This window comes from Methylobacterium sp. 37f, from assembly GCF_023093475.1.
In the GTDB taxonomy this organism is placed as follows: domain Bacteria; phylum Pseudomonadota; class Alphaproteobacteria; order Rhizobiales; family Beijerinckiaceae; genus Methylobacterium.
On record NZ_JAGHKN010000040.1, the window covers coordinates 1 to 14,310 of the forward strand.

Annotated in this window: 12 protein-coding genes; 4 read left to right on the plus strand and 8 right to left on the minus strand. The window is 68.8% G+C overall.

Annotated elements, in window-relative coordinates:
- Positions 1-144: 144 nt before the first annotated feature.
- From J7U37_RS20525 to dctP, 3 genes are read right to left on the minus strand one after another with little or no spacing between them, the layout of a single operon-like run.
- On the minus strand, positions 145-1,497 hold the full coding sequence (locus J7U37_RS20525; RefSeq protein ID WP_247636919.1) for a TRAP transporter large permease: 1,353 nt from the start codon (positions 1,495-1,497) through the stop codon (positions 145-147).
- A complete protein-coding gene (locus tag J7U37_RS20530; RefSeq protein WP_056483584.1) occupies positions 1,494-2,168 on the minus strand; it encodes a TRAP transporter small permease in 675 nt (224 codons plus the stop codon). The genes J7U37_RS20525 and J7U37_RS20530 overlap by 4 nt, the downstream gene beginning before the upstream one ends.
- Positions 2,165-3,187, minus strand: coding sequence for a TRAP transporter substrate-binding protein DctP (dctP, locus tag J7U37_RS20535; RefSeq protein ID WP_056483582.1), 1,023 nt, complete (start codon positions 3,185-3,187; stop codon positions 2,165-2,167). Before dctP ends, J7U37_RS20530 begins: the two co-directional genes overlap by 4 nt.
- A 182-nt stretch (positions 3,188-3,369) precedes the next feature.
- Here dctP and J7U37_RS20540 point away from each other — a divergent pair, with 182 nt between their 5' ends.
- Both J7U37_RS20540 and J7U37_RS20545 read left to right on the plus strand, forming a co-directional pair.
- Positions 3,370-4,026, plus strand: coding sequence for a GntR family transcriptional regulator (locus tag J7U37_RS20540; RefSeq protein ID WP_056178703.1), 657 nt, complete (start codon positions 3,370-3,372; stop codon positions 4,024-4,026).
- A 150-nt stretch (positions 4,027-4,176) separates the two neighbouring features.
- On the plus strand, positions 4,177-5,853 hold the full coding sequence (locus J7U37_RS20545) for a methyl-accepting chemotaxis protein (protein ID WP_056178700.1): 1,677 nt from the start codon (positions 4,177-4,179) through the stop codon (positions 5,851-5,853).
- 12 nt (positions 5,854-5,865) lie between these two features.
- Here J7U37_RS20545 and J7U37_RS20550 read toward each other — a convergent pair whose 3' ends face one another.
- From J7U37_RS20550 to J7U37_RS20560, 3 genes are all read right to left on the minus strand, one after another.
- On the minus strand, positions 5,866-6,564 hold the full coding sequence (locus tag J7U37_RS20550; RefSeq protein WP_247636920.1) for a GntR family transcriptional regulator: 699 nt from the start codon (positions 6,562-6,564) through the stop codon (positions 5,866-5,868).
- 108 nt (positions 6,565-6,672) lie between these two features.
- On the minus strand, positions 6,673-8,151 hold the full coding sequence (gene zwf / locus J7U37_RS20555; RefSeq protein WP_247636921.1) for a glucose-6-phosphate dehydrogenase: 1,479 nt from the start codon (positions 8,149-8,151) through the stop codon (positions 6,673-6,675).
- Between the two features lie 197 nt (positions 8,152-8,348).
- On the minus strand, positions 8,349-9,206 hold the full coding sequence (locus J7U37_RS20560) for an SDR family NAD(P)-dependent oxidoreductase (protein WP_247636922.1): 858 nt from the start codon (positions 9,204-9,206) through the stop codon (positions 8,349-8,351).
- A 256-nt stretch (positions 9,207-9,462) separates the two neighbouring features.
- Here J7U37_RS20560 and J7U37_RS20565 point away from each other — a divergent pair, with 256 nt between their 5' ends.
- On the plus strand, positions 9,463-11,043 hold the full coding sequence (locus J7U37_RS20565) for a L,D-transpeptidase family protein (RefSeq protein WP_247636936.1): 1,581 nt from the start codon (positions 9,463-9,465) through the stop codon (positions 11,041-11,043).
- Between the two features lie 168 nt (positions 11,044-11,211).
- Positions 11,212-12,432: a zinc metallochaperone GTPase ZigA gene (gene zigA, locus J7U37_RS20570; RefSeq protein WP_056483574.1), complete on the plus strand. Its 1,221-nt coding sequence runs from the start codon at positions 11,212-11,214 to the stop codon at positions 12,430-12,432.
- Between the two features lie 104 nt (positions 12,433-12,536).
- On the opposite strand, the gene J7U37_RS20575 is transcribed toward zigA, so the two are convergent.
- Together J7U37_RS20575 and J7U37_RS20580 are read right to left on the minus strand one after the other, a co-directional pair.
- Positions 12,537-12,896: a hypothetical protein gene (locus tag J7U37_RS20575; RefSeq protein WP_056178680.1), complete on the minus strand. Its 360-nt coding sequence runs from the start codon at positions 12,894-12,896 to the stop codon at positions 12,537-12,539.
- A 93-nt stretch (positions 12,897-12,989) separates the two neighbouring features.
- A complete protein-coding gene (locus J7U37_RS20580; protein ID WP_200935857.1) occupies positions 12,990-14,048 on the minus strand; it encodes an alpha/beta hydrolase in 1,059 nt (352 codons plus the stop codon).
- Positions 14,049-14,310 lie beyond the last annotated feature (262 nt).

A 14,310-nucleotide genomic window follows, 5' to 3' on the forward strand; every position in this document is an offset into this window, starting at 1 on the left:
GATCCCCTCCCCGCACCCCGGAAACGGATCGGCCCCGGGCGGGGCGCGCGACGGGCTGCCCCTGTCGCACGCCCCATCCGGGGCCGGGTCGATTCGACGATGGCGCGGCTTGCGCGGCGCCGGCCCTTTGCGCGGCGCCGGCCCTCACCGCGTGGTGGGCAGGAGCCAGTTCGGCAGCCACATGGCGATGCCGGGCACGAGGCAGAGGATCAGGATCGCCACGGCCATCAGGATCACGAAGGGCAGCGTGCCCCAGATGATGTCCTTGAGCGGGATGTCGGGGGCGATGTTCTTGATGACGAAGATGTTGAGGCCCACCGGTGGGTGGATCAGGCCCATCTCCATGGTGATGGTCATCACGACGCCGAACCAGACGAGGTCGAATCCGGCCGCCTTGAGCGGCGGCAGGATGATCGGTGCCGTCATCAGGATGATCGAGACCGGCGGCAGGAAGAAGCCGAGCAGGATCACGAGGCCGAGGATCGTCACCAGCAGCACCCAGGGCGAGAGCTGCATCGCCACGATCGCGCTCGCGGCCGATTGCGAGATGTGCAGGTAGCTCATCACGTAGGCGTAGAGGAGCGACATGCCGATGATGAGCATCAGCATGGTGGATTCCCGCAGGGTCGCGGCGAGGATCGGGTTCACGTCCCGGGGGCGCCAGACACCGTAGATGAGGGCGATCAGGCCGAGCGCCAGCAGGCCGCCGAGGCCGGCGGTCTCGGAGGGCGTGGCGTAGCCGCCGTAGAGCGCCACCATCACGCCGGTGAGCAGGATCACGAAGGGCAGCACTCGCGGCAGCGTCGAGAAGCGCTGGCGCATGCTGTAGGTGTCCTCCGCCAGAATGGCCGAGGGGGTTCCGTGGCGCTCGTAGGCGTCCTTGGCGGCGGCGTATTCCGCGCGGAAGCGATAGACCGACCAGGTGGCGAACAGGGCGACCAGCAGCAGGCCCGGCCCGATGCCGGCGAGGAACAGGCGCCCGAGCGACTGCTCGGCGGCCACCGCGTAGAGGATCATGGTGATGGAGGGCGGCAGCAGGATGCCGAGCGTGCCGCCCGCCGCGATGATGCCGGCGGCGAAGCCCGGCGAGTAGCCGCGCTTGCGCATCTCGGGGATGCCCGCCGAACCGATGGCCGAGCAGGTGGCGGGCGAGGATCCCGCCATCGCGGCGAAGAGCGCGCAGGCGAAGACGTTGGCGATGCCGAGCCCCCCGGGGATGCGGTGCATCCAGGCATGCATGGCGGAGTAGAGATCCTGGCCCGCTCGGCTCCGTCCGATAGCGGCGCCCTTCAGGATGAAGAGCGGAATCGACAGCAGGGTGATGGAGGCCATCTCCTCGTAGACGTTCTGCGCCACCGTATCGAGGGAGGCGCCGGGCATGAAGACATACATGAAGGCCAGGGCGACGAAGCCCAAGGCGAAGGCGATGGGGATGCCGGCGAGCATCGCGCTCAGCGTTGCGCCCGCATACAGGAAGCCGATGGCGGCGACGCTCATGGGTGGGAGCCCGTCTTGAGGGAAGAGTTGTTCAGGGAAGGGTTCTTCAGAGAAGGTTTGTTGAGATCGGCGCCGAGGCCGACCTTCGGGTTGGCCCAGCCGGCGGCGCGCGGCCCGTAGGTCAGCGCCTCGATGATCTGCAGCAGGAATTGCAGGCCGAGGAAGCTCATGCCCAAAGCCATCAGCGCGTAGGGAATCCACAGGGGCGGCCCCCAGGAGGATTGCGAGACCTGACCGTCGACCCAGGCCTCGTGCAGCAGGCTCCAGCTCTTCCAGGCAAAGAAGGTGACGAACACGATGCTGATGAGGTCGGCCACCAGCAGGCGGACCCGGTTCACGCGCGGCGAGAGCAGCCCGCTCAAGGCCTCGATCGCCACGTGGCCGCGTTTGGCCTGGACGGCCGCGGCCGAGAAGAAGGTGGCCCCCACGATGAGGAACACCGCCATCTCGTCCTGCCAGTCGGTGGGCTCGTGCAGGGCGTAACGCACCACCACGCTGTAGCTGAGCACGAGGCAGGCGCAGACCAGGGCGATGCCGCCGAGCAGCATGATCACCCGGTTGATCGCCTTCATGCCCCGGTCGAGATGCCCGAGCAGGCCGGGAATCCGGGGCTCGGGGGCGACCGACGCGGTCTCGGAAGCGGCCGAGGCCGCGTCGAAGGCGTGGCTCACGACACCTGCTCCGCCAGCTTGAGGAGCTCGGCGCAGTTCGCCGACTTGCCCGCGAAGTCCTTCCAGGCCGTCTCGCGGGCGATGTCGCGCCACTGGCCGAGCGTCTTCTCGTCGAGGTTCTGCACCTTGGCTCCGGCCTTGCCGAAGATCTCCTCGACCTTGGTGTCGTCCGCCTTGGCACCGGCCTGCCCGAAGGGCTCGAGCTCCTCGCCGATCGCCATGACGAGGTCCTGCTGGTCCTTGGGCAGGCGCTCGAACGCGATTTTCGACATCATGAGCGGCTCGAGCATGAACCAGTAGGAGCGCTCGCGGCCCGAGGTCAGGGCCTTCGATAGTTCCTCGAGGCGGAACGAGATCAGGCTGGTGGACGAGGTGATGACCGCATCGCAGGCCCCGGTCTGCATGGCGGCGTAGGATTCGCTGGAGGGGATCGACAGGGTCGCGGCGCCGGCCTGCTTCATCATCAGGTCCATCTCGCGCGATCCGCCGCGGACCTTGAGGCCCTTGGCATCCGCCGGGGTGTAGAGCGGGCGTTCGCGGCTGGCGACGCCGCCCGATTGCCAGACCCAGGAGACGAGGAGGATGCCCTTGGAATCGAGGATCTCGGTGATCTTCCGGCCGACCGGCGCCTTCTTCCAGGCGATGGCCTGCTCGTAGGAGCTCACCAGCGCCGGCATCAGGCCGATATTCATCTCCGCCACTTCGCCGCCGGCATAGGGCGACGGGTAGAGCGACAGGTCGAGCGCGCCCTTCCGCATGGCGCCGAACTGGGCGTTGGTCTTCATCAGGGACGAGCCCGGATAGACCTGCACCTCGATGGCGCCCTTCGAGCGCTCGGCCAGCAGGGCGGCGAACTTCCGCGACAGACGATCGCGGAAATCGCCCTCATCGATGGTGCCGCCGGGAAACTGGTGCGAGAGCTTCAGGGTGGTGGTGGCAGCCCGGGCGCGGGAGCCGAGCGAGAGGATGGCGGGGGCGGCGAGGCCGCCGGCGACGAGGGCACGGCGCGTCAACATCATGGCGAGTCTCTCCCTGGGCAGGCCTCTGGCCGCCTCCTTTTTGCAGCGCAGCATTTATACTGCACCGCCACTTCTTTATACATGAAACGACGTCTTGTATATTTTGTCAACGAAGATGAATAATGGAGCGCGCCTGATTGTTGTGAGTGGGCAGGATGAAAACCGGACTGGGATCTCCGCGCATGAACCAATCGCGTCGCCTCAGGCACACCATCGAAACCGAGATCGTGGATGGGCGTCTGTCCATCGGGGCACGCCTCGACGAGACGGAGCTGGCGGAGCGCTTCGGGGTGTCGCGCACGCCGATCCGCGAGGCCTTGCTGCAACTGGCGATGACCGGCCTCGTGGAGATCAAGCCTCGGCGGGGCGCCATCGTCAGCGCCCCGGATCCGCAGCTCCTGATCGCCATGTTCGAAACCATGGCGGAGATCGAGGCCTCGTGCGGCCGCCTCGCGGCGCGGCGTCTGGTGCCAGACGACGAGGCGGCCCTGAAGGCTGCCCTGGCGGCCTGCGGCGTCTCGGCGGCGGCCGGCGATCCCGAGACGTATTATGCCGAGAACTACGTCTTCCACACGGTGGTCTACCGGGCCTGCCGGAACGGCTTTCTCGAGGAGCAGGCGCGCCAGCTGCACCGGCGGCTCGCGCCCTTCCGGCGCCTCCAGCTCCGCGCCCGCAACCGCCTCGGACAATCGCTCGCCGAGCACGAAGCCATCGTCGCCGCGATCGTATCGGGTGACGAGGCCGCGGCATCCGACCGGTTGCGCGCCCACGTCATCGTTCAGGGGGACCGCTTCTCCGACCTCGTGGCCGGCCTGCGCTCGATCAACGCCGCGGCCTGACCGGCGCCGGGCTTTACGCAAGTCCTTGTCGCGGCACGCAACTCTGATCCCACAGGTTGAATCCGAGAAGATTCCGGAAAGCCATTCTTAAGGGCGTCATTCTAACCGTGTGGTGACACTGACAGACCTGCCGCTATTCGGACCCTTGCCATGCGCCCCTCCCTCAAGAAGACGCTGATCGGACTCTTCGGTCTGCTGACGGTCATCACGACGGGCCAAGGGCTCGTCTCGCTGGCAAAGCTCGACACCATCGGCGACCGCATCACAGTGCTGTCCGACAACGTTCTACCCTCGGTTGATTCCGCGCACACGATGAATGCTTTGGTGATGCGCATCCGCCTTTGGCAGTTCCGCTACGTCCTGGCCGAGACCGCCGAGGAGCGCGGCAACAGCGTCACCCAGGCCGCCGGTCTGGCCAAGGAGTTGGAGGCGAAGCGGGCCGCCTACCAGGCCCTGGTGAGTTCCCCCGAGGAGGGGGCGCTGTACGCGGACGTCACCGGCAAACTCGCGTTGATGAGCCAGGATTGGAGCCGGCTTCAGGGTATGGACCCGGCCCGGCGCGACGAGATCCTGACGCTGTTTCGCGGTGCCATGAACGCCGACTATCTCGCGACCTCGGGCGCCTTGCGCAAGCTGGTCACCTTCAACGACCAGGTCGGTGGAGCCGCCAAGGCGGCCGCGCGTGCCGAACAGGCCAGCGCGATGCGGGTCACCCAGATCATGCTCGGGCTGTCGGCCCTGATGGCGCTGGCCGCCATGGGCTACACCCTCCTGGGGGTGACCCGCCCGCTCGGCGCGATGACGGCGGCCATGCGGCGCGTCGCGGATGGCGACGCCGAAACCGAGATTCCCAGCGTGGGCCGCCGCGACGAGATCGGCGCCATGGCCGACACTCTTGACACCTTCCGGGCGAATCTCGTGCGCAGCCGGGTTCTGGAGGATGAAACCCGCCTCGCCCGGGCGGGCGCCGAAGCCCAGCGCAAGGCGGCGATGCGTGAGATGGCCGACGGGTTCGAGGGCGCCGTCGGCGGGATCCTCGGCCGGGTGACGGCGGCGGCGAGCCAGCTGCGCGGAACGGCCCAGAGCATGGCCGGCACCGCCTCCGCGACGGCGCAGCAATCCACCACGGTGGCGGCGGCGGCGGAACAGGCGGCGGCCAATGTCGGCATGGTGGCGGCGGCAGCCGAGGAACTCGGAGCCTCCGTGCAGGAGATCGGGCGTCAGGTCGACGGCTCGACCCAGCTCGCCCAGCGGGCGGTGGACGAGGCCGCCGAGACCGCGACGCAGGTTCAGGAACTGAGCGCCGCGGCCGCGCGGATCGGCGACGTGGTGGCGATGATCGCGAGCATCGCGGGCCAGACCAACCTGCTGGCGCTGAATGCCACCATCGAGGCGGCCCGCGCCGGTGAGGCGGGTCGCGGCTTCGCCGTGGTCGCCGCGGAGGTGAAGGAACTCGCCAACCAGACCGCGCGGGCCACCGAGGAGATCAGCGGGCAGATCGGCCGGATCCAGGGTTCGACCGGTCAGGCCGTCTCCGCGATCGAGGGCATCAGCAGCCGCATCCGCGAGATCAGCACCGTGGCGACCTCGATCGCGGCGGCGGTCGAGGAGCAGGGCGCGGCGACGCAGGAGATCGTGCGCAACGTGGGCGAGGCAGCCACCGGCACCGGCGAGGTCACCACGAACATCACCGGGGTCGCCGGAGCGGCCGAGGAAACCGGCGCAGCCGCGTCCCAGGTCCTGGCGTCGGCCTCCGAACTCTCACACGAATCCGAGCATCTGGCGCAGGAACTGGCACGCTTCCTCGGGACGGTCCGGGCGGCCTGACCGGCGCCCGGCTCAGGCCGTTGTGCCGGAAGCGTCCTGGCCTGCCGTCCCGAAATTCTCGGCGATCACCGGAGTCCGGGCCCGGATATGGGCGCGCATCAGCGGAGCCAGCGCCTCGCCGTCCCGGGCGCGGAGCAACGCGATCATCTGCTCGTGCTCGCGGACGGATTGCGCCCATTGCTCCGGCGTCTGGTGCACGGCGTAGCGCGAGCGCTGGATGCGGCCCGACAGGCTGTCGTAGATGCCCCCCAGGGTGGCATTGCGGCTCGCCCGCATGATGCCCTCGTGGATCGCCCGGTTCAGGGCGAAGTAGACGCCCTCCTCGCCGGCCTTCCAGGCCGTCACCATGGCGTCGTGGTCGCGGGAGATGCCGTCGATCTCCGCATCGGTGATGATGCGGCAGGCGAGATCGGCGGCGGTCGCCTCGAGGCCGGCGATGACCTCGATCATTTCCTCGATCTCGGATTGCGACAGGCTGGCGACCCGGGCGCCGCGATTCGGCAGCAGTTCCAGCAGGCCCTCGGTGGCGAGGATCTTGATGGCTTCGCGCAGGGGCGTGCGGGAGATACCGAAGCGCTCGGTCAACTCGCTCTCGTTGATCCGGGCGCGCGGTTCGAGCTCGCCCGAACAGATCAGGTCGCGCATGCGGTCGACGACCTCATCGTGAAGGTAGCGCCGGTTGATGCCGAGGCCCGTCTCGATCTTGTTCATGGGTCCACGACGTCTGGAAGAGAAATGAAGAATACGTCTTCGTGGTAATCCCTCGTCTGAGACCTGTCGAGAGAGTGCGGAATTATACCCCCGGTCCTCGCCCCGGCGTCATCGGATTTCTTCGTGCCAGGTCCGGCCGTCGCGCTCGATCAGCGCAATGGCGGCGGTCGGCCCCCAGCTGCCGGCCGGATAGGGACGCGGCGGCTCGGGCCGGTCGGCCCAGGCCTTGAGCAGCGAATCGGCCCAGGCCCAGGCCACCTCGACCTCGTCCCGGCGCATGAACAGGGTGGCGTTGCCGCGCACCACATCCATGAGCAGGCGCTCGTAGGCATCGGGGTAACGCTGCTTGAAGGTCTCCTCGAAGGAGATGTCCAGGTTGGTCGGGCGCAGACGCATGCCGCCCGGCCCCGGGTCCTTGGTCATGACTTCGAGCTTGATCCCCTCCTCCGGCTGGAGCCGGATGACGAGGCGGTTGGGCTCGCGCCCGAAGGCTTCCTCCGGGAAGATCGAGAACGGCGAGGCGCGGAACTGCACCACGATTTCGGAGAGCTTCTGCGGCAGACGCTTGCCGGTGCGCAGGTAGAACGGCACCCCGGCCCAGCGCCAGGACTGCACCTCGAGCTTGAGGGCCACGAAGGTCTCGGTGCGACTGTCGGTGTCGCCGCCGAGGTCGGTGCGGTATCCGTCCACCGGCTTGCCCGCGACGGCGCCGGCGGCATACTGGCCCCGCACCGTCACGGTCTGCACGTCGTGCGGGGTGATCGGCTTCAAGGCCCGCAGCACCTTCAGCTTCTCGTCGCGCACGGAATTGGCGTCGAGGGAGAGCGGGCTCTCCATCGCCATCAGGCAGAGGAGTTGCAGCATATGGTTCTGCACCATATCCCGCAGCGCGCCCGAGGTGTCGTAATATCCGGCCCGGCCCTCGACGCCGACGGTCTCGCCCACCGTGATCTGGACGTGGTCGATGACGTCCGCCGTCCACAGCCGCTCGAAGATGGTGTTGGCGAAGCGCAGGGCGAGAAGGTTCTGCACCGTCTCCTTGCCGAGGTAGTGGTCGATGCGGAAGATCTGCTCCTCGGGAAACACCTTTCCGACCGCGTCGTTGATGGCGCGCGCCGATTTCAGGTCCTTGCCGATCGGCTTCTCCAGCACGACGCGGGACTTCTCCCCGATCAGGCCGTGCTGGGCGAGGTTCTGGCAGATCGAGCCGTAGAGGTCGGGCGAGGTGGCGAGATAGTAGGGCCGCACCTGATCCGGACGCTCGGCGAGCTTGGCGGCGAGATCTTCCCAGCCCTCGTCCCCGGCCCCGTCCACCGCCACGTAGTCGAGATGGTCCAGGAAGGCCGCGATCGTGTCCTCGGCGAGATCGGCGGCGGGGACGAAGCGCTTGATCGCATCGCGCGCCCGCTCGCGGAACGCCTCGGCGCTCATCTCCGAGCGCGACGCCCCGATGATCCGGCTCGTGCCCGGGATCTGCCCATCCTTGAAGCGGTAGTACAGGGCCGGCAGCAGCTTACGCGTCGTCAGGTCGCCGGTGGCGCCGAAGACGACACAGTCGAAGGAGGCGACGGGGATGATGGTGGCCAAGGGCGGCTCCCGTTCGGTTTACAAGTCGGCCCGCAGCACGTCGGCTCGCAGGAGGATCGTCACGCGGTTGCCCTGCACGGACAGGGCGCGAAGAATCGCACCCGCTGTGTCGGCTTCCCGGCGCCGCTATGCAAGGCGTCCGCCACCTGCGTGGCGTGCAGAACGGAGATGGTCCGGGCGAGCGTCGGTCGCGGCGATCAGGACCCGGCGAAGCGCTGGAACGCGCCGGCGTGGTCGGGGTGCCAGCGCGAGAGCGCCGGACGGTTCTCGATGATGTCCCCGGCGGCCCAGGCGATGCGCTTGGCGTCCTGCGCCCGGGTCGTCTCGTTGTCGGGGCAGAGAATGTAGAAATCGCCCTGCGCCAAGCCGGCCATCAGGACATCCACCGTCTCCTCCGGCGTCCAGGCCCCCTCGGGCTTCTCGGTGACGCCCCGCGCCCGGGTCAGGCCGGTATAGACGAAACCCGGGATCAGCAGATGGGCGGTGACCCGGGCGCCCTCCCGTCCACGCAGGTCGTGGGCCAGCGCCTCCGTGACGACCTTCACCCCCGCCTTCGACACGTTGTAGGGCGTGTTGCCCGGCGGTGTGGTGATGCCCTGCTTCGAACCGGTGACCACGATGGCCCCGGGCGCGCCACCGGCGATCATCCCGGGCGCGAAGGCCTGGATACCGTTGAGGACGCCCCACAGATTGGTGTCGAGGATGCGCCGCCAGGTCTCCGCGTCCGAGAACAGCGTCCCGCCGGCCTCGATTCCCGCATTCAGCAAGACGACGGCCGGTGCGCCGCCGGTGGTGGCGGCGTCGCGAAGGGCAGCGACGTCTTCGGGACGGGCGACATCGGTCGGCATTGCGTGGACCGGGGCTTGGACCGCGGTGTCCCGCGCCACGGCGGCGACCGCCACCTGCGCGGCGTCCAGGGCGGAACCGGGCAGGTCGGCCAGCCAGACCGCCAGGCCCTCGGCGGCGAAGCGCTTGGCCGCCGCCAGCCCGATCCCGCTGGCCGCGCCGGTGACGATGGCGGTTCGCCCCGCCTGAAATGCCGGATGCCTGCTCATGCTGTCTCCTGTCGGACGGAAGTCTGCGGGGCACGCCCTGTGTGGAGGTGCCGTTGCACGCGTCAGCTAGGGCACCCCGAGGAAGCCGGCAGCCGGGCACAGGAGATTGGTAACCCTCTATGCGCATGGTTGGGGAGACTTCACACGCGAGAGACCCGCGATGCGTTCGCGCCACAGTGCCGTTCTCCTCCGCCTACCGGCGCGGTCCGTCCGCCCACCCGCTCGATCAATCCGCCTGCGCACGGGCCTGTCGCAGATGGCGCTCGTCCTGGCCCTCGGCGGCACGGCCTGGGCGCAGGACGCCCGCATGCCGGCCAAGGCCCCGTCGGAGCCTCCCGCCAGGGTGACGACGGAGCTTCCGAAGGTCGAGACCCTGTCGGCCACCGCGCCGGTGACGCCCGCCGTCCAGGCCATCGTGCCGAATGCGGCCGACGCGGCGCCGGCCCCGGTGAAGAAGTCGCGGGAATTGCCGCCCCTGGTGGTGGCGCGGGTCTCCACCGACCCGGTCCCGACCCTCAGCCCCGCCACCTTCCTCGATACCCTGCGCATGGCCGACCGCTACCAGGCCATGGTCGATGCCGGCGGATGGACGGCGCTGCCCGCCGATCTCGTGGTGAAGCCCGGTGCCAGCAATCCGGCGATCCCCGCCCTGCGCAAGCATCTGGTCCTGGTCGGCGATCTCCCCGCCGAGACAGCGATGAGCGATCAGCTCGACGCGCCCCTGGTGGCGGCGGTCAAGTCCTTCCAGGCCCGCCACGGATTGCCCGAGACCGGCCTGATCGGGCGCCAGACGGTGGCGGCGCTCAACGTGCCGGCGGCCACGCGCCAGCGCCAGCTCGCCGCCTCCGCGGCCCGGCAGATCGGCTCGAACTTCCCCTACGGCGACCGCTACGTCGTGGTGAACATTCCCTCGGCGACCGTGGAGGCGGTCGATCACGGCATGGTGGTGCGCCGCTACGTGGCGGTGGTCGGCAAGCCCGACAAGGCGACGCCCCGCATCGAGGCGCGCATCACCGACGTGAACCTCAATCCGACCTGGACGCTGCCGGTCTCCATCATCAAGAAGGAGATCATTCCGAAGATGCGGAAAGACCCGGGCTATCTCGCCCGCGAGCGCATCCGCATCCTCGGCCCCGGCGGCGTCGAGGTCGATCCGACCGCCATCGACTGGTCGACTGAAAAGGCGGCCAACTACACCCTGCGTCAGGATTCCGGCCTGGAGAACTCCCTGGGTCAGGTCCGCATCGACATGCCGAACAAGCAGGCGGTCTATATGCATGACACGCCGTCGAAATCGCTGTTCGCCCGCGAGGTCCGGTTTCACTCGCATGGCTGCGTGCGCGTCGCCCAGGTGAAGGAGCTGGCCGGCTGGCTCCTCGAAGGCACGCCCGGCCCCAACGGCCAGGGCTCGACCTGGGGTCCGATCGAGATCGAAACCAGCATCGCCACCAATGAGCGCCTGGACATCAAGCTGCCGAAGCAGATCCCGGTGACCTTCGTGTATCTCACCGGCTACGCGACGCCGGACGGCCGTGCCCATTTTCGCGATGACATCTACGGCATCGACAGCCCGGCGGTGCCGATGCCGGATGTGGCGGCGACGGGCACGATCGCTCCGCCGGCCAAGGCCCAATCGACGGATATCAAGTCAACGGATATTAAGTCGACCGTTGCCAAACCGACCATCGCCCAGCCGACAGTCGCCAAATCGAGCGCGGCCAAATCGAGCGCGGCCAAGCCGGCCCGGTCCGCTCCGGTCACCGAGACGGCCGCGACGAACGATCCGGTTCCGCCGCGTTCGATCCCGAGTCGCGCCGCGCTTCCGCCTGTGGATTGATCGGCTGTCGGCCCACGCGGCGATCCGGGGCTCCAAAACCCGGAAATGAGCGGAGGGTCCGTCCGATCCACTCGGGCGGACGGGCGACGGACGGGGAGCCACAACCTTGACAACGCCGAGCAACTCCTACGAATGTTACGTTATAACATTCCTAAAGGAGCTGTGTTCATGCTGCACCCCGATCTACGCCTGCCCGTGACCGTGCTGTCGGGCTTTCTTGGCGCGGGCAAGACCACCCTGCTCAACCACGTCCTGAACAATCGGGAGCAGCGGCGCGTCGCCGTGATCGTCAACGACATGAGCGAGGTGAACATCGATGCCGACCTGGTGCGGGGTGGCGAGGCCAACCTGTCGCGAACGGACGAACGCCTGGTGGAAATGACCAATGGCTGCATCTGCTGCACCCTGCGGGATGATCTGCTGGCGGAGGTCCGGCGCCTCGCCGAGGCCGGGCGCTTCGACTATCTCCTGATCGAGGGCACCGGCATCGCCGAACCGCTGCCTGTCGCCTCGACCTTCTCATTCCGGGATGAGGAGGGGCGGGCGCTCTCCGACGTGGCCCGCCTCGACACCATGGTGACGGTGGTGGACGCGGTGAACCTGCTCAAGGATTACGGCTCGGCGGACTTCCTGAGCCATCGCGGCGAGACCGCGGGCGAAGGGGACACACGAACCCTGGTCGACCTCCTGGTGGAGCAGATCGAGTTCGCCGACGTCGTGGTCATCAACAAGGCGACGGATGTCTCACCCGAAGCGCTCGCCCTGGTGCGCTCCGTGGTGCGGGGCCTCAACGGCGATGCGCGGATCGTCGAGGCCTCCCACGGCCGCATCCCCCTGTCGACGGTCCTGGACACGGGCCTCTTCGACGAGGACAAGGCCCAGGAACACCCGCTCTGGTTCAAGGAGCTCTACGGCGCCGCGGAGCATGTGCCGGAGACGGAAGAATACGGGATCGGCACGTTCGTGTACCGGGCGCGGCGCCCGTTCGACCCGACGCGGTTCAACGCCTTCGTCGACGCGACTTGGCCGGGCCTGATCCGCGCCAAGGGGCATTTCTGGCTCGCCTCCCGGCCGGACTGGGTCGGCGAGTTCTCCCTGGCGGGAGCCGTGGCCCGGGTCAGCGCCATGGGCTTCTGGTGGCACGCGATTCCGCGGAGCCGGTGGCCGGAGGAATCGGAGTTCCGCAGCCGTCTCGACGCGGTCTGGAGCGAGACCTGGGGAGATCGCCGCCAGGAGCTGGTCTTCATCGGGACGGGCATGGACGAGGCGGCCATCCGGGCCGCCCTTGATGCCTGCCTGATCGACACCGGGCCGGACCGGGGCACCTTCGATGCCGCCCCCTATCGCGCGCTGCCCGATCCGTTCCCGCCCTGGCAGCGCGCGGCCTGACCTCCGTCCCGCCGATCATCGCGACCGGCGGGGCCTGGCGCGGGGCCAACGAAGGCGACGTTCAGTCCGGTCACCCGCGATCGGGTCACCGGACCCGTCGACGGTCAGGAATCGAGGCCGCCATCCTCGTCGATATCGACCAGGAACACGATGTCGGCGTCGTCTTCCTCATCGCCGTCCTCGTCCTCGTCGTCGTTCGACGCCTGGGCGTGGTGGGCATCCGGCTCGAAGGGCTCGTCCTCCTCGGAATCGTCCTCCGCGAGGGCGTCCTCGAAGATTTCGGTCTCCTCCTCGGTGGCGGGGCGGATCTTGAGCGGAGAGGTGCCGTTCCACAGCACCTTGCCGTCGCTCTTCATGGTCTGGATGTCGTCCTTGAAGCCATCGCAGGTGAAGAGGTCGTTGGCGACCTCCTCGGAGCCATTGATGACCGCGATGGCCACGCCATCGATCTCGAGAGTGAACATCGCGAATCCTTCCTGTCTGCGGCCGGGGCCGCCGTCCGTGTAGGGGCGAACGCGGCGCAGGCCAAGGGCTGGTTTCCCGACGGCAGCCGCGACTCAGGCTCCGCCGCTGGCCCGGGCGATGGCGCGCTTGACCACGCCCTGGACGTCGGGGTTCGACAGGAACAGGTCGTGGTTGATCAGCCCGCCGCCATAGTCGGAGGCATCGGCCACGCGCACGCCCAGCGCCTCCAGGCGCTCGCGATCCGCCGCCCCGGCCCGGACCACGCCGCCCGCGATGGCACCGGAGAGTTCCAGGGCGCGATCGTTGGTCGAGGAGATCACCGTGATCTTGTGCACGTCCGGCCCCATCCGCTCGACCGCGCTGGTGAACAGGTCGATGTCGATGTCGGGCGCAGCGAGCACCACCGCGCCGATGCGGGCCATGGCGGCCTCGCCGGCCTCGGCCCGCAGCATGCGCAGGGTCTCGAGGGTCAGCAACGTGCCCATGGAATGGGCGACGATGTTGATGCGCCCGCCGGATGACGAGTTCGCGAGCGCTTTCAGGAGGTCTTCGAACCCGTCGCGCGACCACAGGGCGCTTTCGCGGTCGTAGCCGTAATCGAAGGTGGCCGCGGCCGAGGGCCAGGTGAACAGCGCCGAGGCGCCGCGGAAGCGGATGCCGTCCGAGAGCTTGGCGGCGCTGACCGCCGCCGACTGGAAGCTCTCGCGGTAGCCGTGGACGTAGATCAGGACGTCGCGCCCGAGGGCGGCCTGGGCGAAGGCCGCGGCCGCGCCCGGACCCGTCTCCACCTGCGGCACGGCGGTCACGGCCCAGTCACCGGTGACCACCGAGGAGACCTTGCCGATCAGCGAGCGGTCGGGCGCCGAGAGCCGCACTTCCGCGAAGCTGAGGCCGCGCCCGCGCTCGGAGCTGAAATAGGGGCTCTTCGGGGGCGAGCCGACCGGCTTGCGCGTGGTGGCCACGAGGAGGATGGGGCTGACGTCGAGGGCCGACTGGCGCTCGGGCACCCCGCCGCCCACCGCGTCGCTGACGAGACCGTCTGCCACGCAGCCCGCCAGCCCCGGCGTGAGGCCGGCCACCCCCGAGAGGGCGGCGAACCGCAGGAGCGCGCGACGGGTGGGAGCGTGGGGGCGGATCTCGGATCGAATCATGTCGTGCAAGGCAGCCCTGAACGTGGCGGCCCCGGGGCGGGCCTGACGTGGAGCTATCCTGTCGACGAGGATCGTGACCATGGCGGGGCGTGAGCGTGGCCGTGGCGATGTGGATTGCGGGCACAGGCAGTCCTGTGTCCCCGATCCCACAGGACTCGGACCTGTCTCGGACCCGGCTGGGATCACGCCGGTTTGCGGGGGAAGCGCTCCCGCGCAGGCGCGCCCCCCTCGACGAAACCCGGCGGGACCGGCAAAGAAGCAG

What these genes read in the sequence shown, in the direction of transcription:
- J7U37_RS20525 (WP_247636919.1), bottom strand. Translation starts at nt 1,497, where the DNA reads ATGAGCGTCGCCGCCATCGGCTTCCTGTATGCGGGCGCAACGCTGAGC.
- dctP (WP_056483582.1), bottom strand. Translation starts at nt 3,187, where the DNA reads ATGATGTTGACGCGCCGTGCCCTCGTCGCCGGCGGCCTCGCCGCCCCC.
- J7U37_RS20540 (WP_056178703.1), top strand. Translation starts at nt 3,370, where the DNA reads ATGAACCAATCGCGTCGCCTCAGGCACACCATCGAAACCGAGATCGTG.
- J7U37_RS20545 (WP_056178700.1), top strand. Translation starts at nt 4,177, where the DNA reads ATGCGCCCCTCCCTCAAGAAGACGCTGATCGGACTCTTCGGTCTGCTG.
- J7U37_RS20550 (WP_247636920.1), bottom strand. Translation starts at nt 6,564, where the DNA reads ATGAACAAGATCGAGACGGGCCTCGGCATCAACCGGCGCTACCTTCAC.
- J7U37_RS20560 (WP_247636922.1), bottom strand. Translation starts at nt 9,206, where the DNA reads ATGAGCAGGCATCCGGCATTTCAGGCGGGGCGAACCGCCATCGTCACC.
- J7U37_RS20565 (WP_247636936.1), top strand. Translation starts at nt 9,463, where the DNA reads ATGGCGCTCGTCCTGGCCCTCGGCGGCACGGCCTGGGCGCAGGACGCC.
- zigA (WP_056483574.1), top strand. Translation starts at nt 11,212, where the DNA reads ATGCTGCACCCCGATCTACGCCTGCCCGTGACCGTGCTGTCGGGCTTT.
- J7U37_RS20575 (WP_056178680.1), bottom strand. Translation starts at nt 12,896, where the DNA reads ATGTTCACTCTCGAGATCGATGGCGTGGCCATCGCGGTCATCAATGGC.
- J7U37_RS20580 (WP_200935857.1), bottom strand. Translation starts at nt 14,048, where the DNA reads ATGATTCGATCCGAGATCCGCCCCCACGCTCCCACCCGTCGCGCGCTC.